The 19,272-nt window shown below is 69.0% G+C and carries 20 protein-coding genes; 11 read left to right on the forward strand and 9 right to left on the reverse strand.

Annotation, left to right across the window (positions count from 1 at the left end; all coding sequences use genetic code 11):
* Positions 1–93 precede the first annotated feature (93 nt).
* Positions 94–807, reverse strand: a complete 714-nt coding sequence (locus MZTS_RS01895) for a L,D-transpeptidase (protein ID WP_192280871.1) — start codon at positions 805–807, stop codon at positions 94–96.
* A gap of 285 nt (positions 808–1,092) precedes the next feature.
* Between MZTS_RS01895 and MZTS_RS01900 the strand changes: the two genes are divergently transcribed.
* The 4 genes from MZTS_RS01900 to moaD all read left to right on the forward strand — a co-directional run bounded on the left by MZTS_RS01900 (position 1,093) and on the right by moaD (position 4,943).
* Positions 1,093–1,818: a protein phosphatase CheZ gene (locus MZTS_RS01900; protein WP_009865639.1), complete on the forward strand. Its 726-nt coding sequence runs from the start codon at positions 1,093–1,095 to the stop codon at positions 1,816–1,818.
* A 56-nt stretch (positions 1,819–1,874) separates the two neighbouring features.
* Entirely contained in the window at positions 1,875–3,932 is a 2,058-nt protein-coding gene (uvrC, locus tag MZTS_RS01905) for an excinuclease ABC subunit UvrC (protein ID WP_192280873.1), read from the forward strand.
* 109 nt (positions 3,933–4,041) lie between these two features.
* Entirely contained in the window at positions 4,042–4,641 is a 600-nt protein-coding gene (gene pgsA / locus MZTS_RS01910) for a CDP-diacylglycerol--glycerol-3-phosphate 3-phosphatidyltransferase (RefSeq protein ID WP_192280876.1), read from the forward strand.
* Positions 4,642–4,691: 50 nt separating this feature from the next.
* Positions 4,692–4,943, forward strand: a complete 252-nt coding sequence (gene moaD, locus MZTS_RS01915; RefSeq protein WP_192280879.1) for a molybdopterin converting factor subunit 1 — start codon at positions 4,692–4,694, stop codon at positions 4,941–4,943.
* A gap of 182 nt (positions 4,944–5,125) precedes the next feature.
* Here the strand turns inward: moaD and MZTS_RS01920 are convergent, their stop codons facing one another.
* Positions 5,126–6,043, reverse strand: a complete 918-nt coding sequence (locus MZTS_RS01920; RefSeq protein ID WP_192280882.1) for a metal ABC transporter substrate-binding protein — start codon at positions 6,041–6,043, stop codon at positions 5,126–5,128.
* 191 nt (positions 6,044–6,234) lie between these two features.
* Between MZTS_RS01920 and MZTS_RS01925 the strand changes: the two genes are divergently transcribed.
* The 3 genes from MZTS_RS01925 (at position 6,235) to MZTS_RS01935 (ending at position 9,770) form a co-directional block, all read left to right on the forward strand.
* Positions 6,235–6,765 carry a Spy/CpxP family protein refolding chaperone gene (locus MZTS_RS01925; protein ID WP_192280885.1) on the forward strand — a complete coding sequence of 177 codons (531 nt, stop codon included), beginning with the start codon at positions 6,235–6,237 and terminating at the stop codon, positions 6,763–6,765.
* A 91-nt stretch (positions 6,766–6,856) separates the two neighbouring features.
* Positions 6,857–8,647 (forward strand): ABC transporter ATP-binding protein, encoded by a 1,791-nt coding sequence (locus MZTS_RS01930; RefSeq protein ID WP_192280888.1) that lies wholly within the window; start codon positions 6,857–6,859, stop codon positions 8,645–8,647.
* Between the two features lie 82 nt (positions 8,648–8,729).
* Positions 8,730–9,770, forward strand: coding sequence for an aldose epimerase family protein (locus MZTS_RS01935; protein WP_192280891.1), 1,041 nt, complete (start codon positions 8,730–8,732; stop codon positions 9,768–9,770).
* Between the two features lie 21 nt (positions 9,771–9,791).
* Here the strand turns inward: MZTS_RS01935 and rsfS are convergent, their stop codons facing one another.
* The 4 genes from rsfS to proB form a co-directional block, all read right to left on the reverse strand.
* Positions 9,792–10,094 (reverse strand): ribosome silencing factor, encoded by a 303-nt coding sequence (gene rsfS / locus MZTS_RS01940; RefSeq protein ID WP_238256469.1) that lies wholly within the window; start codon positions 10,092–10,094, stop codon positions 9,792–9,794.
* Between the two features lie 187 nt (positions 10,095–10,281).
* Complete coding sequence (locus MZTS_RS01945; protein ID WP_192280958.1) at positions 10,282–10,890, reverse strand: nicotinate-nucleotide adenylyltransferase; 609 nt, start codon at positions 10,888–10,890, stop codon at positions 10,282–10,284.
* Between the two features lie 55 nt (positions 10,891–10,945).
* Positions 10,946–12,244, reverse strand: coding sequence for a glutamate-5-semialdehyde dehydrogenase (locus MZTS_RS01950; protein ID WP_192280897.1), 1,299 nt, complete (start codon positions 12,242–12,244; stop codon positions 10,946–10,948).
* Positions 12,245–12,391: 147 nt separating this feature from the next.
* On the reverse strand, positions 12,392–13,525 hold the full coding sequence (proB, locus tag MZTS_RS01955; RefSeq protein WP_192280961.1) for a glutamate 5-kinase: 1,134 nt from the start codon (positions 13,523–13,525) through the stop codon (positions 12,392–12,394).
* A 284-nt stretch (positions 13,526–13,809) separates the two neighbouring features.
* Between proB and MZTS_RS01960 the strand changes: the two genes are divergently transcribed.
* Positions 13,810–14,184 carry a response regulator gene (locus MZTS_RS01960; protein ID WP_192280900.1) on the forward strand — a complete coding sequence of 125 codons (375 nt, stop codon included), beginning with the start codon at positions 13,810–13,812 and terminating at the stop codon, positions 14,182–14,184.
* Between the two features lie 10 nt (positions 14,185–14,194).
* Here the strand turns inward: MZTS_RS01960 and MZTS_RS01965 are convergent, their stop codons facing one another.
* From MZTS_RS01965 to ftsE, 3 genes are all read right to left on the reverse strand, one after another.
* Positions 14,195–14,893: a YdcF family protein gene (locus MZTS_RS01965; protein WP_192280903.1), complete on the reverse strand. Its 699-nt coding sequence runs from the start codon at positions 14,891–14,893 to the stop codon at positions 14,195–14,197.
* A gap of 248 nt (positions 14,894–15,141) precedes the next feature.
* Complete coding sequence (locus MZTS_RS01970; protein WP_192280906.1) at positions 15,142–16,113, reverse strand: cell division protein FtsX; 972 nt, start codon at positions 16,111–16,113, stop codon at positions 15,142–15,144.
* Positions 16,110–16,823 (reverse strand): cell division ATP-binding protein FtsE, encoded by a 714-nt coding sequence (ftsE, locus tag MZTS_RS01975; RefSeq protein WP_192280909.1) that lies wholly within the window; start codon positions 16,821–16,823, stop codon positions 16,110–16,112. The genes MZTS_RS01970 and ftsE overlap by 4 nt, the downstream gene beginning before the upstream one ends.
* 235 nt (positions 16,824–17,058) lie before the next feature.
* Here ftsE and MZTS_RS01980 point away from each other — a divergent pair, with 235 nt between their 5' ends.
* The 3 genes from MZTS_RS01980 to MZTS_RS01990 all read left to right on the forward strand — a co-directional run bounded on the left by MZTS_RS01980 (position 17,059) and on the right by MZTS_RS01990 (position 19,220).
* Entirely contained in the window at positions 17,059–17,811 is a 753-nt protein-coding gene (locus tag MZTS_RS01980) for a zinc-ribbon domain-containing protein (protein ID WP_009863533.1), read from the forward strand.
* Between the two features lie 261 nt (positions 17,812–18,072).
* A complete protein-coding gene (hpt, locus tag MZTS_RS01985) occupies positions 18,073–18,642 on the forward strand; it encodes a hypoxanthine phosphoribosyltransferase (RefSeq protein ID WP_192280913.1) in 570 nt (189 codons plus the stop codon).
* 212 nt (positions 18,643–18,854) lie between these two features.
* Positions 18,855–19,220, forward strand: a complete 366-nt coding sequence (locus tag MZTS_RS01990; protein ID WP_192280916.1) for a response regulator — start codon at positions 18,855–18,857, stop codon at positions 19,218–19,220.
* Positions 19,221–19,272: the final 52 nt, after the last annotated feature.

Here is a 19,272-nt window from a genome sequence, read left to right on the forward strand (position 1 = left end):
CGCGCCGAATTCGGCGCGTGGATTCGATGGTTGGGCGGCACGAGATGCCGACGGCGGGGCTCGCGACCGCCGGCATCGCTGTTCGGTGTGGTGTCAGATTACCTCGACGCGAGTGCCGACCGAGGTGCGTTCGTAAAGATCGATCACGTCCTCGTTCATCATGCGGATGCAGCCCGAGGAGACGTTCTGCCCGATCGTATGCGGCTCGTTGGTGCCGTGGATGCGAAACAGCGAGGTGCCGAGATACATCGCCCGCGCGCCGAGCGGATTTCCGGGGCCGCCCGCCATGTGCCGCGGCAGGTCCGGGCGGCGGCGCAGCATCTCGGCGGGCGGCGTCCAATCCGGCCATTCCCGCTTCGCGGTGATCGTCTTGGTTCCGGTCCAGACGAAGCCCGGCCGGCCGACGCCGATGCCGTAGCGGATCGCCTGCCCCGCCGGCTGGATCAGGTAGAGAAACTTCGCGTTCGTATCGATGACGATGCCGCCGGGCCGGCCCGGCCCGTCATAGGCGACGACCTGACGGCTGAAGCGGGAATCGATCGCGCGCGCGACGGCGCTCGGCTCGGGGGCCTGCTGGATCGGCAGGGCCGCGAACCGGGCGCTCGGCTGCGGAGCGATGGCGGCGCGCGGCTCGGCCGGTGCGCCGTATCCATCGACGCCGATGGGGCGTGCCCGGCCCGTGCCCTCCCCGGTCATCAGAAATTCGATGAAGCCGCCGCCGTAGCGGCCGGGTTCGGCCTGAGCCGTCGCCCCTGCCGACAGCGCGACCACCATCGCGATCGACGCCATGCCCGACCTCGCCCGCATCCCACTCTCCCGCCCTTCACTCGTCGCGGGGACGGTCGCTCCGGCCTCGCCTGCGGGTGGTGAAGGAACGTGGTGAATCGCATCTGACGCCGATCGGCGCCCCCGCAAATCCCGGCGTGTCGTCAATGGACGGTAAAGGAGGCGGGATGAGGCTGGCCCGATGCAATCGGATGGATCTCCGCGGGGCGTCGAGAGGGGCCGCTTGCTGAACTTCTTTCAGTAAATCGAAACCACTGCGCGAGATTGTGGACCGAACCCAATCCGATCCGAAAGCCTGCCCGACCGATGATCACCAAGCGCTACCGCATCGAGGAGAGCCTGGGCCTTTCCGCTCCGGCGGTCGACGCTGCGGCGCCGATGTCGGAGACCAAGCCAAATCCGCGGCTCGACGAGATCCTCACCGCTATCAACGATCTGCGCCGGATTACGCAGGCGAGCGCGGGCGAGACCATCGAGGCCTGCCGCCGCGAACTCGGCGAAGCCTTCGCCATGCGCCATGAACTGGAGGTGATGAAGGAGGCGATCGCCCGGACCAAGCGCGAGATCGCCAGTCTTCACCGCTCGGAGAATCACGGCAAGGGCATGCGGCGGGTGGCCGGCGAGCTCGATGCCGTGGTCGAATCGACCGAACAGGCCACCTCGACCATCCTCGGGGCCCTGGAGAGGGTCGAAACCAACGCCAACATGATGCGCGGCATGCGCCTGACTCGGGCGGCGCAGCAGAATATCGATACAATCCTCGACAACGTCGTCAACGCCTACGAGGCCTGCAACTTCCAGGATCTGACCGGCCAGCGCATCAGCAAGATCGTCGGCGTGCTGAAATTCGTCGAGGAGCATCTCGACCGCGTGATCGAGGCCTGGAGCGGGCTCGACAGCTTCCGCGATATGTTGGAGGTCGATGCGGTGGCGGTGTCCGAGGATGACGAGAGCTCGCTCCTCAACGGCCCCAAGCTTCAGGACGACCCCGGCCACGTCGACCAGTCGGACATCGACGCCCTGTTCGATTGAGCGCCTGCGGCCGCGCGGCACTTCCAACCGGGATTCGCGCGGCCTACATCGGGGCCATGAGCCGCGCGACCCGATCCGCCTTCGACGACGTCCCGCCCGACGGCTTCGACGAGGACGAGAACGAGGCCCCCTCCCTCGACGAGGCGCCCGAGATCGATTTCGATTTCGAGCCCGGCGCCGTCAAGGCTGGCACCGAGATCATCCGCCGCTTCTGGACGACCCTGCCGACCTCGCCGGGCGTCTACCGGATGTTCGATGCCAAGGGCGACGTGCTTTATGTCGGCAAGGCCAAGAACCTGAAGGCCCGCGTCGGCTCCTATGCACGGGGGCAGGCGCATTCCAACCGCATCGCCCGCATGATCGCGCAGACGGCGGCGATGGAGTTCGTCACCACGGCGACCGAGACCGAGGCGCTGCTGCTGGAGGCCAACCTCATCAAGCAGCTGAAGCCGCGCTTCAACGTGCTGATGCGGGACGACAAGTCGTTCCCCTATATTCTGCTCACCGCCGACGGGCCGGCGCCGCAGATCGTCAAGCATCGCGGCGCCCGCCGCCGCAAGGGCAATTATTACGGCCCCTTCGCCAGCGTCTGGGCGGTCAACCGCACGGTCAACGCGCTGCAGCGCGCCTTCCTGATGCGAACCTGTTCCGACAGCTATTACGAGAACCGCACCCGGCCCTGCCTGCTCTACCAGATCAAGCGCTGTTCCGGCCCCTGCACCGGCGAGATCTCGCTTGAGGATTATGCCGGCCTCGCCGACAGCGCGCGCGCCTTCCTCTCGGGCAAGTCGAACGCGGTGAAGGACCGGATGCGCGAGGAGATGGAGCGCGCCTCCGAGGCCCTCGAATTCGAGCGCGCCGCCCGCTTCCGCGACCGCATCGCCGCGCTCTCAGCGATCCAGGGCAGCCAGGGCGTCAACACCCAGGGGGTCGAGGAGGCGGATGTGTTCGCCCTCGACGAGCAGGCCGGTCAGTTCTGCATCGAGGTGTTCTTCTTCCGCAACTTCCAGAACTGGGGCAACCGGGCCTACTTCCCCAAGGCCGACCGCTCGATGAGCGCCGACGAGGTGCTGGCCTCGTTCATCTCGCAATTCTATGACGACAAGCCCGCGCCGCGCCTGGTGCTGGTGAGCCACCCGATCGAGGATGCGGAGCTCGTGGCCGCCGCCCTGTCGAGCCGGGTCGAGCACCGGGTCGAGCTGCACCAGCCGCAGCGGGGCGAGCGGAAGAACCTCGTCGATTACGCCCAGCGCAACGCCAAGGAGGCGCTCGGGCGCCGACTCGCGGACACCGCTTCCCAGGGCAAGCTGCTCACCGCCCTCGGACAGGCCTTCGGCCTCGACAAGCCGCCACGCCGGGTCGAGGTCTACGACAACTCGCACATTTCCGGCACGGCGGCGGTCGGCGGCATGATCGTCGCCGGCCCGACCGGCTTCATGAAGACGCATTACCGCACCTTCAACATCAAGTCGGAGGAACTGACGCCGGGCGACGATTTCGGTATGATGCGCGAGGTGCTGACCCGCCGCTTCAAGCGGCTCGCCAAGGAGGCGCCGCGCACGCCGAAAGAGGCGGAAGTAGGCGAGCCGCAGGCCGCCGCCGAGGGGCAGGCGGTGCCTCCGGCGACGGAAGCGCTGCCCGACGATCCGGATGCCTTCCCCGCTTGGCCCGACCTCGTGCTGATCGATGGCGGCGCCGGGCAATTGGAGGCCGCCCGCGCCTCCCTCGCCGAGATCGGCGTCATCGACGTGCCGCTGGTCGGCATCGCCAAGGGCCGCGACCGCGATGCGGGCCGTGAGACCTTCTTCGTGCCTGGCCGCACCCCGTTCAAGCTGCCGCCGCGCGATCCCGTGCTCTACTTCGTGCAGCGCCTGCGCGACGAGGCCCACCGCTTCGCCATCGGCACCCACCGGGCGCGGCGCAAGCGCGAGATGACGAGAAACCCCCTCGACGAGATTGCCGGCATCGGCCCCACTCGCAAGCGGGCGCTGCTGCACCATTTCGGCACCGTGAAGGCCATCCAGCGGGCGGCGCTCGAAGATCTCGCCAAGGCACCGGGCGTGAACGCAGCCACCGCACGGGCGGTCTACGATTTCTTCCACGCCAATGCCTGAGCCGGATTCCGTGTCGACCGATCCCGCGCTAGATCCAGCGATGGCCTCCTTGCCCGACCCGTCGCCGACGCGGTTGACGCCCCAACCGCCGCATGGTTTCACCCCACCGATGAACGCCGTCCTTCCCCGCCGTCGGTCGCAGGCTTGGACGCTCGCGAACTGCCTGACCTATGGCCGCCTCGTGGCGGTTCCGGTGGTGGTCATCCTACTGTTCTGGCCCGACGAGATCGGTGCCCGCTTCGCCGCCTTCGGCGTCTACGTGGCGGCCGCGATCACCGATTATCTCGACGGCTACGTCGCCCGTGCCTGGGCGCAGAGTTCCGCCCTCGGACGGATGCTCGATCCCATCGCCGACAAACTCCTGGTCGCGGCCTGCCTGCTGATGCTGGCGGCCGACCGCACCATCGCGGGCGTCTCGCTCTGGGCCGCCATCGTCATCCTGTGCCGCGAGGTGCTGGTCTCCGGTCTGCGCGAGTACCTCGCGGAGTTGAAGGTCGGCCTGCCGGTGAGCCGCATCGCCAAGTGGAAGACGACGGTGCAGCTCATCGCCCTCGGCTTCCTCGTCGCCGGTCCGGCGGGCGAGACCCTGATCCCCGGCAGCCTGACGGCGGGCATCGTCCTGTTGTGGCTCGCCGCCGCCCTGACGCTCTATACCGGCTGGGACTATATGAGGGCCGGGATCCGGCACGTGATCGACGATCCGCGCTGATCGTTTGGATGTTGGGTCAGTGCCTCGGGCTGGCCCTGGGAACCGTTGAGATGAAGCTCGTCTATTTCGCCTGGGTGCGCGAGCGTGTCGGCAAGCCCGACGAGACGGTGACGCCGCCCGAGGGCATCGCCACCGTCGCCGATCTGATCGGATGGCTGAAGACCCGGGGCGAGGAATACGCCTACGCCTTCGAGAACGAGGGGGTTGTGCGCACGGCCATCGACCGGGTCCACGCCAAGCCCGGCGCTGCGATCGCGGGCGCGCGGGAAATCGCGTTCTTTCCGCCGATGACGGGCGGTTAGAGCATTTTCCGCGGAAGCGGTTGCCGGTTCCGCGAGAGACGATGCTCTAACCCGTCAGAGGCTGTTCGATCGATAAGGTCAGCACGCCTCCTCATCCTTCGAGGCCGCTGTGCGGCACCTCAGGATGAGGAGGCGTGCTGGATGAAGCCGTGGCTCGGTTCGCCTGCGTCGCAAGCGCCGCGTCAGCTCAATGCGTCCCGGAACGCGGTCAGGTTCGAGCGCATCATCTCGAGATAGCCCGGCGCCGGCCCGTCCGGTCCGCTCAGGGCATCGGAATAGATCCGGCCGCCGACCTTGGCCCCGCTCTCGCGGGCGATCTGCTGCATCAGCCGGGGATCGGCGATGGTCTCCACGAAGACGGCCGGCACCTTGTCCCGGCGGATCTGGCGGATGATACGGGCCACATCCTTCGGCCCGGCCTCGCTGTCCGTCGAGATGCCCTGCGGCGCCAGGAAGCGCATGCCGTAGGCGGCGCTGAAATAGCCGAAGGAATCGTGCGTGGTGATGATGCGGCGGCGCTCGGCGGGAATGGTCTGCAGGGTCGTGCGGATCTCGCCCTCCAGGGCGTCGAGCTTGCGCGTATAGGCGGCGGCGTTCTCGGCGTAGAGCGCCGCGTGGGCGGGGTCGGCGGTGGAGAGGCCGTCGCGGATGTTGGCGACGTAGAGCTTCACGTTCGCCACGCTCTGCCACGCATGGGGATCGGCGTGGTCGCCGTGGTCGTGACCGTGCTCGTCGTCGTGATCGTGGCTGCCGGCGATGGTCGTCACCCCCTTCGAGGCGACGATCACCGGTGCCTTGGTGCCGGAGGCCTTGATCAGGCGCTCGATCCAGCCTTCGAAACCCAGGCCGTTGACGACGACGAGATCGGCCTCGGCCACGCGGCGGGCATCGCCGGGCGTCGGCGCATAGCCATGGGCGTCGGCATCCGGCCCGACGAGGCTCGTCACCGAAACCCGCTCGCCCCCGACCTGGGCGATGAGATCGGCCAGGATCGAGAAGGTCGCCACCGCCTTCAGCTTCGCCTCCGCCGCCATTCCCGGTGCGAGGCCGAGCAGCACCAGGATGATGGCCGCGAACCCTCGCGTGACGTGCCGTCCCATACCGAAAACTCCTTCGTTCGGCAGGGTTCATAATGTAACATTATCACATCGCCAAGGCGCAGGACGCCAAACATGGACAAGCTTTCATGTTCGGGAAACAAGCCGGCATCGTCCTGAAACACCCCGGATATGTCCGCTGCGCACTCTCCTTGGCATCGGGGCAGCTGAGCCCCTTTCGATGGAGCGGCTCCATGACACGCAAACGGGTGACGGGTTTTCTGCTGGTCGGCCTGACGGCTCTCGGTGCCGCGGGCATCGGGTCGGTGGCGGTACGGGCCGGCGAGCGCTGCGGACCCTTCGCGGAGGGAGGTCACCGGCACGGGCGTTGGGCGGCGCTCTCGGCCGAGGACCGGGCCGCCTTCACCGATGCCCGCGTCGCCGCCCTGCATGCGGGCCTCAAGCTGACGCCCGACCAGGAGAAGCTGTGGCCGCCGGTGGAGGGGGCGATCCGCGATCTGGCCAAGCAGCGGGACGCGCAACGCGAGGCCCGGCGGGAGCGCGGCCGGATGACGGAGGATGCGCCGGGGGCCCTGCGGGCCATGGCGGATGCGGCCACCGCCCGGGGCGAGGCCCTGCGCAAGCTTGCCGACGCCACCACGCCGCTCTTCGCCACCCTGGATGACGGGCAGAAGCGCCGCGCCATGGTGCTCGCCCGGCCCATGCGTCCGCATGGCGGCCCTCACAAACACTGGCACCGTCAAGGACCCGGCGGCGACGAGTGATTTCCCGGCGCGCTTGATCCGCGCGCCGCGCGGCGGCAAACACCGCGGGCCCCGGCGCTTCCGCCGGGGTCAGCATCGAAAACGGTACAGAATGGCGCGTCGGCCGCTCCTGAGGGGCGATACCCTTCCCCTGCTCGGGCGGCTCTGGCGGGAATGGCTGTCCCCTCACCGGGCCACGCTCGCGGTGGTGCTGGTGCTCATCACCATCGTCGGCGCCGCGACGGGACTTTACCCGGCCCTGATCAAGGCCGCCTTCGACGCCTTCGACCACAAGGATACCGGGGCGCTGGCCTACGGCCCCCTCATCGTCATCGCCGTCACGTCCGTGCGCGGCTTCGCTCTGTTCGGTCAGACGGTGCTGACCAACCGGGTGGTGACGCGGGTCGAGGCCGACATGCAGGCGGCGCTCTACGGCCACCTGATCGATGCCGACCTGGCCCAGCTCGGCCGCGAGAGCCCGGCGGCCTTCACCCAGCGCTTCACCACCGACTTCGCCTTCATCAAGGAGGCGCTGACCCGGATCTCGACGGTGCTGCTGCGCGACATCGCCATGCTGGTGGCGCTGGTGATCGCCCTGATCTGGATGGACCCGCTGCTGACGCTCGCCGCCGCGGTCACAGTTCCGCTCATCGCCGGGCCCGTCAACCGCATCGGCAAGAAGCTGCGCCACGTCTCGACCACGACGCAGGAACAGATGGGGGCCACCGCGAGCCTCATCACCGAGAGCCTGCAGGGCGCCCGCGTCGCCAAGACCTACGGCCTCGAAGGCTACCTGAAGGGCCGCGCGGCGGGTGCGCTCGACGAGGTGCGCCGCCTCAAGATGAAGGCCGCCAATGCCCGGGGTCGGCTCGATCCGCTGATGGAGATCGGCGGCGGCCTCGCCGTGGCCGGCGTGCTGGTGCTGGTGGGGCAGCGCGTCATGTCCGGTGACCGCACCGTCGGGGATTTCACAGGTTACGTCGCGGCTTTGTTGCTCGCCGCGCAGCCGGCGCGGGCGCTCGGCACCCTCAACGCCATCCTTCAGGAGGCCGCCGCCGCGCTGACCCGCTACTTCGCGCTGATGGACGAGCAGCCGACGATCCGCGAGGCACCGCAGGCGCGTTCTCTGACGGTGACGCGGGGCGAGATCCGCTTCGAGGGCGTGCATTTTCGCTATCGCGCCGATGCCCCGGCCCTGGAGGGCATCGATCTCCTGGTGCCGTCCGGCTCGACCACCGCCCTGGTCGGACGCTCCGGCTCCGGCAAATCCTCGCTCCTCAATCTCGTCCCGCGCCTGCACGACGTCACCGCCGGCCGCGTGCTGATCGACGGCACCGACATCCGGGACGTCACCCTGGCATCTTTGCGCGCGGCGGTGGCGGTGGTGTCGCAGGAGGTCGTGCTGTTCGACGACACCATCGCCGCCAATATCGGCTTCGGCCGTCCGGGTGCCTCGCGCGCGGAGATCGAGGCGGCGGCCCAGGCGGCGGCGGCCCACGGCTTCATCACCCGGCTCGCCGAAGGCTACGAGTTCCAGGTCGGCCCGAGCGGCGGCCGGCTCTCCGGCGGCGAGCGCCAGCGCATCTCCCTGGCCCGCGCCTTCCTCAAGAACGCGCCGATCCTCCTTCTCGACGAGGCGACCTCCGCGCTCGATTCGGAGTCGGAGCATCTCGTGCAGGAGGCCCTGGAACGGCTGATGCGAGGCCGCACCACCCTCGTCATCGCCCACCGCCTCTCGACAGTGCGCGAGGCCGACCGGATTGCGGTGATGGAGGCCGGCCGGGTGATCGAGCTCGGCCGACACGACGAATTGGTGGCCGTCGGCGGCACCTATGCGCGGCTGCACCGGCTGCAATTGTCGGACGATACCGGGTCGGCGCGGTCCGACGCCGCCTCGGCCTGATATCCTCCGGCACGAAACCGGGGACTTGCCGCCACCGATTCCGCTCTCGCGCGTAGACGCTGGAGCGTGACGGGGGCGGCGGATGAGATCGGAAGACTTCGGTACGACGCGGGAGGGCGAGAAGGTCACCCGTCATACGCTGGCCCGCGATGGGATCCGTGTGCGGGTGATCGATTTCGGTGCCGTGGTCACCGCCATCGAGGTGCCGGATCGGCAGGGACGCTGCGCCAACGTCGTCCTCGCCCTCGACACGGTCGAAGGCTACGAGACGGTGAGCCCACATTTCGGCGCGATTGCCGGGCGCTTTGCCAACCGCATCGCCGGCGGCCGCTTCACCCTCGATGGCCGGACCTATCGGCTTCCGATCAACGAGCCGCCCAACACCATGCATGGCGGCCCGCGGGGATTTGCCAAACGTCTCTGGCAGGTCGCTTCGGCCGACGAGACGAGGCTGGCGCTGAGGCGGCTTAGCCCGGACGGCGAGGAAGGGTTTCCGGGCGATCTCGCGGTGGAGGTGGTCTACAGCCTTCCCGAGGCCGGCTCTCTGCGCATCGATTACAAGGCCACGACCGATCGCCCGACGGTCGTGAACCTGACCAATCACAGCTACTTCAATCTCGCCGGCGAGGGCGCGGGCGACGTGCTGGACCATGTCGTGCGGATCGAAGCCGACGCCTATACGCCGACCGACGCGACGCAAATTCCGACCGGTGCCATCGCTCCGGTCGCCGGCACGCCCCTCGATTTCCGTGAACCGGCGCGCGTCGGCGCCCACATCCGCGAGGGTCATCCGCAGATCGTCATCGCCAAGGGCTACGACCACACCTTCGTGCTGCGCGGCCCGGACGGAGATCTACGCCCGGCGGCCTCCTGCCACTGCCCGGCGAGCGGCCGGCGCCTTGAGATCGCGACGACCCAGCCGGCGCTCCAGCTTTATACCGGCAACAATCTCGACGGGACGCTGGTCGGACCTTCGGGGCGAACCTACCGCTCGGGCGACGGGATCTGCTTCGAAACACAAGGGTTTCCGGACGCGCCGAATCACCCGCACTTTCCGAGCGCTGTTCTGCGGCCGGGGCAGGTGTTCACGGCGAGCACGCTCTACCGATTCTCGGTTGCCTGAACGACGTGGCGGGGTGAAGCCTCAGCCGGCGAGGCGAGCGCCGGTCGGACGGTCGGCGCCCCAGATCTTCTCAAGGTTGTAGAAGCCACGCACCTCGGGCCGGAAGATGTGGACGAGGATGTCGCCCGCATCGATCAGAACCCAATCGCAGGCCGGCATGCCCTCGACGCGGGCATTGCCGAAACCCTTGGCCTTCATTTCCTGGATGATCTTGTCGGCGATCGAGCCGACATGGCGCTGAGAGCGGCCCGACGCGATGATCATCGTGTCGGCGAGCGAGGTCTTGCCGGCGAGATCGATCTCGACGGTCTCCTCTGCCTTCATCTCGTCGAGGCATCCGAGGGCGAGGGCCTTCAGGGCCTCCGAGGTATCGGTCACGGGGTCGGAGCTGACGGCTCCTTGGGCGATGTGTGCGGACAGGGTTTCGGTTCCCGGCAATCGGTTTTGCGGCGAAGCCGCCACTTGCCGAAATTGGCGGCTTTCGTCCCGCTTTTCAAGCGGGCTGAGCGCCCTAACGCGTCGGCGCCCGCGCGCTTTCGGCCGTGTCGGCGGCAGAATTCGGCACTCTGTTGCGCAAAGCGGTCGAGGAAAGCTCGGAACGGGGCCCGTGCAGGAAGGTCCAGGCGGGGGGATGGCGGGAGGCGAGCGAGGATGCTTCCGCCTCCGGTACCCGGTCCGCGGCGAAGGCCTGGGCCGCCCTCGCCGCAGGAGCGGTCAGGGTATGGCCCGGCCGGTCGATCACCGCGACCGGCACCAGTTCCATGATCTCCTCGAAGCTGCGCCAGCGATGGAAGCTGCCGAGCGAATCCGCTCCCATGATCCAGACGAAGCGCAAGCCCGGCCGCCGCCGCACCAGCCAGCGCAGCGTGTCGATGGTGTAGCGGCTGCCGATCATCGCCTCGAAACCGGTGACGGCGATGCGGGGGTCGGAGGCCAGCGTCCGGGCCTGCGCGACCCGCGCCTGCAGCGGCGCCAGGGCGCCGCGATCCTTCAGCGGATTGCCGGGCGTCACCAGCCACCACACCCGGTTCAGCCGCAGGCGCCGGAGGGCGGTCCGGCTGACATGGAGGTGGCCGGCATGGGCCGGGTTGAACGAGCCGCCGTAGAGGCCGATCCGCAGGCCCGGGGCCGCCGGCGGCAGAGCGTCGTCGCGCAGGGGAAACGCTTTCAGCGCGTCACGGCCGTGTCTGGCCGCTGCCGTGGACCCGGTACTTGAAGGTGGTGAGCTGTTCGACCCCCACCGGTCCACGGGCATGCATGCGGCCGGTGGCGATGCCGATCTCGGCGCCGAAGCCGAACTCGCCGCCATCGGCGAACTGGGTCGAGGCATTGTGGACTACGATCGCCGAATCGACCTCGTTGAGGAAGCGGGTGGCGGCCTCGGTGTCGTCGGTGATGATCGCGTCGGTGTGGTGCGAGCCGTTGGCCTCGATATGGGCGATGGCCGCATCGAGCCCATCGACCACCTTCGCCGAGATGATCGCGTCGAGATACTCGGTGCGCCAATCCGTGTCGGTGGCGGGGCTCACCCGCGGGTCGGTGGCCTGGGTCGCCGCGTCGCCGCGGATGGCGCAGCCGGCTTCGAGCAGGGCCTCGACCAGCGGCTTGAGATGGGTTTTTGCCACGGCCGCATCGACGAGAAGCGTCTCGGCGGCGCCGCAGATGCCGGTGCGGCGCATCTTGCTGTTCACGAGCAGGGTACGGGCCATGGCGAGGTCGGCGCCCTCGGCCACGTAGACATGGCAGATGCCGTCGAGATGGGCGAAGACCGGCACCTTGGCCTCTGCCTGGACCCGCTCGACGAGGCTGCGCCCGCCGCGGGGCACGATCACGTCGACGCAGCCGCCAAGGCCGGTGAGCATCAGCCCCACCGCCGCCCGGTCGCGGGTCGGCACGAGCTGGATCGCATCGGCGGGCAATCCGGCGCGGGTGAGGCCCTCGCTCATCGCCTGGGCGATGGCCGTGGCCGTACGGTGCGAATCCGAGCCGGCCCGCAAGATCGCCGCGTTGCCGGCCTTCAGGCAGAGCGCACCGGCATCGGCCGTGACGTTCGGACGGCTCTCGAAGATGACGCCGACCACGCCGAGCGGCACCGAGATGCGCTCGATCAGCAGGCCGTTCGGCCGCTCGAAGGCAGCGAGCTGGCGGCCGACCGGATCGGCTAGGCTCGCCACCTTCTCCACCGCTTCGGCGATGGCCGCGACCCGGCCCTCGTCCAGGGTCAACCGGTCGAGGATCGCCTTGCTCAGCCCGGAGGCCTCGGCGGCGGACACGTCCCGCGCATTCTCTCGCAGGATCGCCGGGGCGCTGGCGCGGATCTGGTCGGCGATGGCGCGCAGGGCCAGATCCTTGGTCTGCGCCGGGGCGAGCGCCATTGCCCGGCTCGCGGCACGGGCGCGCCGGCCGATACCGGCCATCAGGGTCGGGAGGTCGTCGGAATCCGCAAAATCGGACTTGAGGTTCAGGACAGGCACGATCCCGCTTCCCGTCTGGCGCCAAGAGGACGGCGCGATTGCGCAATCGCATGCATATGCACGTTCACAGGTCCGATTGCACGTCGCTGAGCCGTCGAACAAGCTCGGATGTTGGTGTTCGGCGGCTGCCGCAGGAACGATCCGGGATCAGCTTCCGATCATCGCGAGGTCGTCACGGTGGATCATCTCGGTGCGCCCGGCCTGGACCGAGGCGGCGGCGATCTCACGGCTGGAACGGCCGATGATGCCGGCGGCGTCGATGCTGTCATAGGCCACCAGTCCGCGCCCGAGGATGCGTCCGTCCGGACCGCGGATGAGCACGGCATCGCCCTTGGCGAAGCTGCCCTCGATCGCGGTGACCCCCACCGGCAGCAGGCTCGCCCCGCCTTCGAGCGCGCGGGCCGCGCCGGCATCGACGACGAGCGTGCCGGAGGTCTCCAGCGCACCCGCGATCCAGGTCTTGCGGGCTGCCGTCGGCGTCGAGCCCGACAGGAACCACGTGCAGCGCCCGCCCTCGCGGATGGTCCGCAGCGGATTCTTGGCCCGTCCGTCGGCGATGACCATGTGGGTGCCGCCGCTCGCGGCGATCTTGGCCGCCTCGATCTTGGTGCGCATGCCGCCACGGGACAGTTCGGAGGCGGGCCCGCCGGCCATCGCCTCGATCTCCGCCGTCACCCGCTCGACCACCGGCAGATGCCGGGCCTGCGGATCGCTGTGCGGCGGCGCCGTGTAGAGGCCGTCGATGTCGGAGAACAGCACCAGCACATCGGCGCCGATCATCGTGGCGACACGGGCGGCCAGCCGATCGTTGTCGCCGTAGCGGATCTCGGCGGTGGCCACCGTGTCGTTCTCGTTGACGACCGGGACCGCGCGCACTTCGAGCAGCTTCTGCATCGTGGCGCGGGCATTGAGGTAGCGGCGGCGCTCCTCGGTGTCCCTCGGCGTCACCAGCACTTGGCCGGCCACGATGTCGTGATGGCCCAGAGCCTCGGTCCAGTAGCGGGCGAGCGCGATCTGGCCCACGGCGGCCGAGGCCTGGCTCTCTTCCAGGCGCAGGGCGCCGGGGGGCAGCCCGAGGACCGTCCGCCCCAGGGCGACCGCGCCGGAGGACACCACGACGACGTCGACACCGCGCCCGTGCAGGTCGGCGACATCCTCGGCCAGCGCGGCGAGCCATGCGTGGCGCAAGCGCCCTTGCCCCCGGTCCACGAGGAGGGCCGAGCCGACCTTGATGACGACGCGGCGAAATTCTTCGAGGGCGGGCGGACGAACCACATTCATGCGGAAGTCGTTTCGGTGGTCGTGAGCGGGATCGAAGGGGCGGTGCCGCATGCCGGCACTCCGGCTCTGTGCATGAAGCGGCCGGACTTGGCCAGATCCTTGCTGCGCATGCGAGCCCCACGGGGGTGGGCTGCAGGATCGTAGCGCGCGATGGTCTCAAAGCGAATTTATACCTGAGATCGATTAACTCATATTAACTGCGTTGGCCCAGGGAGAAGCGCCGAGACGACAATCGGCCGAGGGGCCCACGTGTCTCTACGTACCGGTTCTTGAGGGAGGACCCGTTGCCAGAAAGCGCCTTGCGCGGCCGTCGCCTGCTCGTGGTCGAGGACGATTATTTCTGGGCCGACGAACTGAGCCAGGGTCTGAAGCGTGTTGGAGCCGTGGTTCTCGGGCCTGCCGCGAGCGTCGATGCGGCCGGGGCCTTTCTTCAGTCGCAGCCTGACACCGACGGGGTGATCCTCGACATCAATCTCAGGGGTGAACGGTCCTACCCCATCGCCGACCTGCTGCTCGCCCGGGGCGTGCCGTTCATCATCATGACCGGCTACGACATGGAAGCACTGCCGGCCGGCTACGCCGCCGTTCCCCGGCTCGAAAAACCGGTCGCCCTCGATGCCGTGGTCCAGGCGGTGGAAAGGCTGCTGACGCCCGGCTGAGCCCGGGCGCTCACTCCGCCTCGTGCAGCAGGCGTTCAGCCACGATCTTCACCGGCGGCCGCCGGCTGATCAGCACGGCGAACCGCGATTGTTCGGGATCCGTCTCGAAGCGGGTACGCAGCCAGGCGACGAGGAACTTGAGATATTCGGCGCCGAGGAGACGCGTCGCCGCCGGATCGGCCCACCAGCGCTCGATCTCGAGCCCCTCCGTGACGACGGGATAGGGGATCACGGTCTCGCCCGCGTTCAGGGCATGGCGCAGCTCTACCAGGGTGCGGGGCATGTGGTAGCTCGATGTCACCACCGCGACGGTGCCGAAGCGGTGGCGACGCATCCAGCGCCTTGTCTCGATGGCGTTGCCGATGGTGTTGCGGGCCCGGTAATCCAGATCGACGCAGCAGGAAATCCACTGCTCCTGCGCGGGGTTGAGCCGTATGATCTCCTCGCGCGTGGTCCGCTCGTTCACGCCGGAGATCAGCAGCCGCTTTCCGCGACCGCCCGCGAGCAGATCGATGGCATCGCCGATGCGCTGCGCGCCGCCGGTCATCGCGACGATTCCGTCCGCCCCGTCGAGGCTCGGCCTTTCGGCGCGTTCGACCTCGGCGACGAAGGCGAGAAAGCCGCCGGCCAGCACGAGCACACCGATCACGGCGAGGCCGAGGATGGCCCGAAGCAACCAAGCCCTCCGGCGCGGGGGAGCGTCACTCATTCCCGTGCCGGCCGCCATCGCGGAGCGGATCGGGTCTCGGCTCGACAGATCCGCCCAGAGCCAGCCGAACGCTTCCGAGGAGGCGTCTCGGGGCGTGTTCCCAGGGTGCCGGCCCGGGCCGGCCGCCTGTCGGCGGGGCACTCGCGGAAGCATGACGAACGGAACAGCGGCTCATGACGATTTCGTGCCGGGAAAGTCTCGGCCCACGAGAGTTGATGAAAGGTTAACGCGACAGGCGGAGTTTCCTTTTAGCGAAGGAAGCGACGGACGGTGACCCGCGACACCGCCGCCGTGACGAGGGAGGCGATCACGCCGATGAACACGATCATCGCGTAGCCGCGCCAGCTGATCTGAAACGTCCCGAACAGGGCCTCGATCTCCTCTCCCGTCGGGCCGGAGCGGGACATCCGCGCCAGCAGGCCGGCCAGGGCGCAGGTGAGCAGCGCGGCGCCGGCGCCGAAGGCCCCTCCCCTGAGCCCGAGGCGGAAGAAGCGGCTCTGAAACGCCTTGGCGATGTAGTCGTCGTCGGCGCCGACGAAGTGCAGCACCTCGACCACTTCCCGGTTCCCCGCCATGGCGCCGCGGGTGGCGAAGACCACGGCGAGGCCGGCCGCCAGCAGCACCAGGACGACGATGCCGATGCCGATCCCGGCGAAGGTGTTGGCCATGGTCGAGAGGCGCTGTAGCCAGAGCGCGTGGTCGTCGAGGCTGGCCACCCCCGGCAGGGCTTCGGTGAGGGTCGTGCGCAGGGCCTTGAGATCGGGCTGCCCGTCGCTCGACAGGGTGAGGGCGATCAGCCGCGGCACCGGCAGGTCGGACAGGTCGAGCCCGCTGCCGAGCCACGGCTCTAGCAACCGTTCCGACTCGCCCTTGGAGAACACCCGCGCGGACGCGATGCCCGGCGCCGCGCGGGCGAGGCTTTCCGCCCGCTTCACATCCGCCTCGATGTCGCGCCCGGCTCCCGGACGGATCTGCACCGTGACTTCCTGCGCGACGCTGCTCTGCCACTGGCCGGCGCTGGAGACGGCGATCTCGGCCGCGCCGGCACAGAGCGCGGCGAGGAAGGTGAGGATGGCGATGACGGCCGCGAGCGCGCGGCTCGCCGCCGAGTCGGTCGGCACCAGGGGCGCGTTCCGGCGCAGGTTGACCGGCAGCGGCGGCTCGGTGGTGGACGGGGCGACCCTGGCGGCGCCCTGGGTCGGGGAGTGCACCTCGCTCATGGGCCCTCCACCCGCAGGCGGCCTTCGGAGAGCACCATGCGGCGCGCCTCGACCAGATCCATCAGGCTGAAATCGTGGGTGGCGATCACCACCGAGGTGCCGAGCCGGTTCAGTTCCATGAACAGCCGCAGCAGGCGCCGCGCCAAGCTCGGATCGACGTTGCCGGTCGGCTCGTCGGCGAGCAGCAACTCCGGCCGGGCGATCAGGGCACGGGCGATGGCCGCGCGCTGCTTCTCGCCGCCGGAGAGCAGCGGCGGCAGGACGTGCATGCGCTCGCCCAATCCGACCCAGCGCAGCAGTTCGACCACCTCCGCCCGATAGCTCGTCTCGGCCCGCTCCTGCACCCGCAGGGGCAAGGCCACATTCTCGTAGGTGGTGAGGTGATCGAGCAGGCGGAAATCCTGGAACACCACGCCCATCCGGCGGCGCAGGCCGGTGAGGGCGTCGTTGGAAATGCCGCTGACCTCCTTGCCGAACACCGAGACGAGGCCGCGGGTCGGGCGCGCCGAGAGCAGGATCAGGCGCAGCAGCGTCGTCTTGCCCGCCCCCGAGGGGCCGGTGAGAAACTGGAACGAGTGCGGCGCGATCTCGAAGCTCACATCGGACAGGATCTCCGGCCCGAGGCCGTAGCGCATGCCGACGCTCTCGAACCGGACAACGGGCTCCTCCGCGCCGGACAGGAGGCTGCCCGTGTTCTTCCCAGCCGACAAGGCCCGTTCACTCCACGCTTCGTCTTCGAGGCCGGTGGGGATCCGCCGAGGATCCTCCGCGGATCGGCTCCTGCATCGTCGTTTTCCCGAAAGCCGGAAACCACCTTTCGGCACGATGCGCTAGCCGCGAGAGGCTTCACGGCCGGTTAACCCTAAACGGGGAGAACGTTTGTGTCCTTTTCGCGAGCGCGGCAACCCGCTGCCGGGACCTGAACCCAACGCGGCCTCCGTCGCCATGCTGATCGTCTGCCCGGCCTGCGCCAGCGAGTATCGCATCGATGCCGAGCGTGTCGGAACGGCGGGGCGCTCGGTGCGCTGCGCTGCCTGCCGCGAGACGTGGTTCATCTCCTCCGACGAAGTGACCACCGCCCTGTTCGAGGAGATGGAGGCGGCCGAGGAAGCGGCCGCGCCCGCCCCGCCTGAACCCGAGCCTGACCCGGTGCCGGTCGCTGCACCGGCCGAGGACCCGCCGCGCCGCCCGCGTCCGGTCGCGACGAAGAACCGCAAACGCAAGAAGCCGGTGCGCCGGCTCTCACCCGCTTTGGCTGCCGGCATCGCCGCCGCCGTGGTCCTGCCGCTCGCCCTGCTCGGTCGGGTCGGAATCGTGCGGGCGATGCCGCAGACCGCCGGCCTGTTCGCGGGGATCGGCCTGCCGGTGAACCTGCGCGGCATCGACATCAGGGACATCGCCGCCTTCCAGGTTCCGGCCGAGGGCGGCAATCCCGCACGGCTCGAGGTGGAGGGAGACATCGTCGGCGTGGCCCGCGAGCGTGTCCCGGTCCCGCCGATCGAGGTCGAGGTGCGCGACGCGGCCGGGCAGCCGCTCTATCGCTGGAGCGTTCCGGGCCCGCGCGCCGCCCTGGAGCCGAGCGAGCGGGCCCGTTTCAAGGCGAGCCTGTCGGCGCCGCCGGAGAAGGGGCGTCAGATCGAGGTGCGCTTCGCCACCGGGCCGGCCTCGACGGAGGTGCGCGCCGAGGCGTCCCGGTGAGGGCCCCTCTCCGGCCGCGACGCAATCTTCCCCACAGAATCCAGCCCGCAGGAGCCAGGCCAAGGTTCGCGCGTCTCTGCTTTAGGTCCTTGTTTTAACGAGGTGTTTGACGCCGGACCGGGATTCGCCCCGGCAAAGAGCGCTCTGGCGGAGCCCGCAACGCATGGTATGGTGCGTGCACACTTGCCCTCCGCCGAAATCCGGCTTCGTCCGTTGCCGGTGGCGTTGTCTCAAGAAAGTTCTTCGGAAGCACCGAGCCGCATGAGCATCGCATCCAAACGCGTCCGCGTCCTGTTCGACGAGGCGGCCATCGCCAAGCGCAACGAGGAACTGGCCGCCGAGATCGTCGCGGCCAACCCCGAGAACCTGCTCGTCGTCGCGGTGCTCAAGGGCAGCTTCATGTTCGCCGCCGACTTGCTGCGCGCGCTCCACCGGGCCGGGCTCTCGCCGCAGGTCGAATTCGTCCACCTGTCGAGCTACCGCACCTCGACCGTCTCCTCCGGTCAGGTCGAGATCCTGCGCGACGTGCAGAGCGAGGTACGCGGGCGCGACGTGCTGCTGATCGACGACATCCTCGAATCCGGCCGCACCGTCGTCTTCGCCAAGGATCTCCTGATGGCCCGGGGCGCCAAGCGCGTGCTGACCGCCGTGCTGCTGGAGAAGCCGGGCAAGCGGGCGGTGACGATCGATGCGGATTTCGTCGGCTTCACCTGCCCCGACGTGTTCGTGGTGGGCTACGGCATGGATGCGGCCCACGCCTTCCGCCAGCTCCCCTTTGTCGGCCTCGTCGATTACGACAGCAGCGACGCGGACCTGTTCGGCGGCACCTGAGCGCGCCGGCTCGAATTCCCGATAAATCCGCGACACTTCCGTAGAATCGGCCGTCGAGGGAACTCCGTTGGCGCGGGATGCTTGACAGGCCGTGCGCCCGCGCAGTCACTCAAGCCACCTGATCGGCTTTTGTTTTGCATCGTCTTTACCAGACAAGCCGGTAGGCGCCTTTCGGGACGATGCTTGAGAGGAATGGGAGAGGACGTCCGGTCATGGCGCGCATCCTGCTCGTGGATGACGAGGATACGATACGCGGCTTCCTCAAGCGGGGGCTGGAGCTGGACGGTCACACGGTGATCACGGCCATCGACGGCAGCGACGGCCTGGACCGGCTCTCGGAATCCGCCGGCGGCTTCGACCTGATGCTGACCGACATCCGCATGCCGTTGATGGACGGCATCGCCCTCGCCCTCGCGGCCAAGCGCGATTATCCCGATCTGACGATCCTGCTGATGACGGGCTTCGCCGATCAGCGCGAACGCGCCCGCGGCCTCGATGCCATCGTGACCGACGTGCTGACCAAGCCGTTCTCCCTGGCCGATCTGCGCTCGACCGTGACGCGGGCCCTGGCGGCCTGACGCCGGTTCCGGTGACTCAGGCCGGAGACGGCATCGGCCAACCCGCACCGCT

Source organism: Methylorubrum zatmanii (assembly GCF_014845115.1).
In the GTDB taxonomy this organism is placed as follows: Bacteria; Pseudomonadota; Alphaproteobacteria; order Rhizobiales; family Beijerinckiaceae; genus Methylobacterium; species Methylobacterium zatmanii.

Bases quoted from the DNA above. Each gene is read 5' to 3' on its own strand.
- MZTS_RS01980 (WP_009863533.1), top strand. From the start codon at position 17,059: ATGCTGATCGTCTGCCCGGCCTGCGCCAGCGAGTATCGCATCGATGCC.
- MZTS_RS01990 (WP_192280916.1), top strand. From the start codon at position 18,855: ATGGCGCGCATCCTGCTCGTGGATGACGAGGATACGATACGCGGCTTC.
- MZTS_RS01900 (WP_009865639.1), top strand. From the start codon at position 1,093: ATGATCACCAAGCGCTACCGCATCGAGGAGAGCCTGGGCCTTTCCGCT.
- MZTS_RS01965 (WP_192280903.1), bottom strand. From the start codon at position 14,893: ATGAGTGACGCTCCCCCGCGCCGGAGGGCTTGGTTGCTTCGGGCCATC.
- pgsA (WP_192280876.1), top strand. From the start codon at position 4,042: ATGAACGCCGTCCTTCCCCGCCGTCGGTCGCAGGCTTGGACGCTCGCG.
- uvrC (WP_192280873.1), top strand. From the start codon at position 1,875: ATGAGCCGCGCGACCCGATCCGCCTTCGACGACGTCCCGCCCGACGGC.
- proB (WP_192280961.1), bottom strand. From the start codon at position 13,525: ATGAATGTGGTTCGTCCGCCCGCCCTCGAAGAATTTCGCCGCGTCGTC.
- MZTS_RS01895 (WP_192280871.1), bottom strand. From the start codon at position 807: ATGCGGGCGAGGTCGGGCATGGCGTCGATCGCGATGGTGGTCGCGCTG.
- rsfS (WP_238256469.1), bottom strand. From the start codon at position 10,094: ATGAAGGCAGAGGAGACCGTCGAGATCGATCTCGCCGGCAAGACCTCG.
- MZTS_RS01930 (WP_192280888.1), top strand. From the start codon at position 6,857: ATGGCGCGTCGGCCGCTCCTGAGGGGCGATACCCTTCCCCTGCTCGGG.
- MZTS_RS01920 (WP_192280882.1), bottom strand. From the start codon at position 6,043: ATGGGACGGCACGTCACGCGAGGGTTCGCGGCCATCATCCTGGTGCTG.
- MZTS_RS01970 (WP_192280906.1), bottom strand. From the start codon at position 16,113: ATGAGCGAGGTGCACTCCCCGACCCAGGGCGCCGCCAGGGTCGCCCCG.
- MZTS_RS01925 (WP_192280885.1), top strand. From the start codon at position 6,235: ATGACACGCAAACGGGTGACGGGTTTTCTGCTGGTCGGCCTGACGGCT.
- moaD (WP_192280879.1), top strand. From the start codon at position 4,692: ATGAAGCTCGTCTATTTCGCCTGGGTGCGCGAGCGTGTCGGCAAGCCC.
- MZTS_RS01935 (WP_192280891.1), top strand. From the start codon at position 8,730: ATGAGATCGGAAGACTTCGGTACGACGCGGGAGGGCGAGAAGGTCACC.
- hpt (WP_192280913.1), top strand. From the start codon at position 18,073: ATGAGCATCGCATCCAAACGCGTCCGCGTCCTGTTCGACGAGGCGGCC.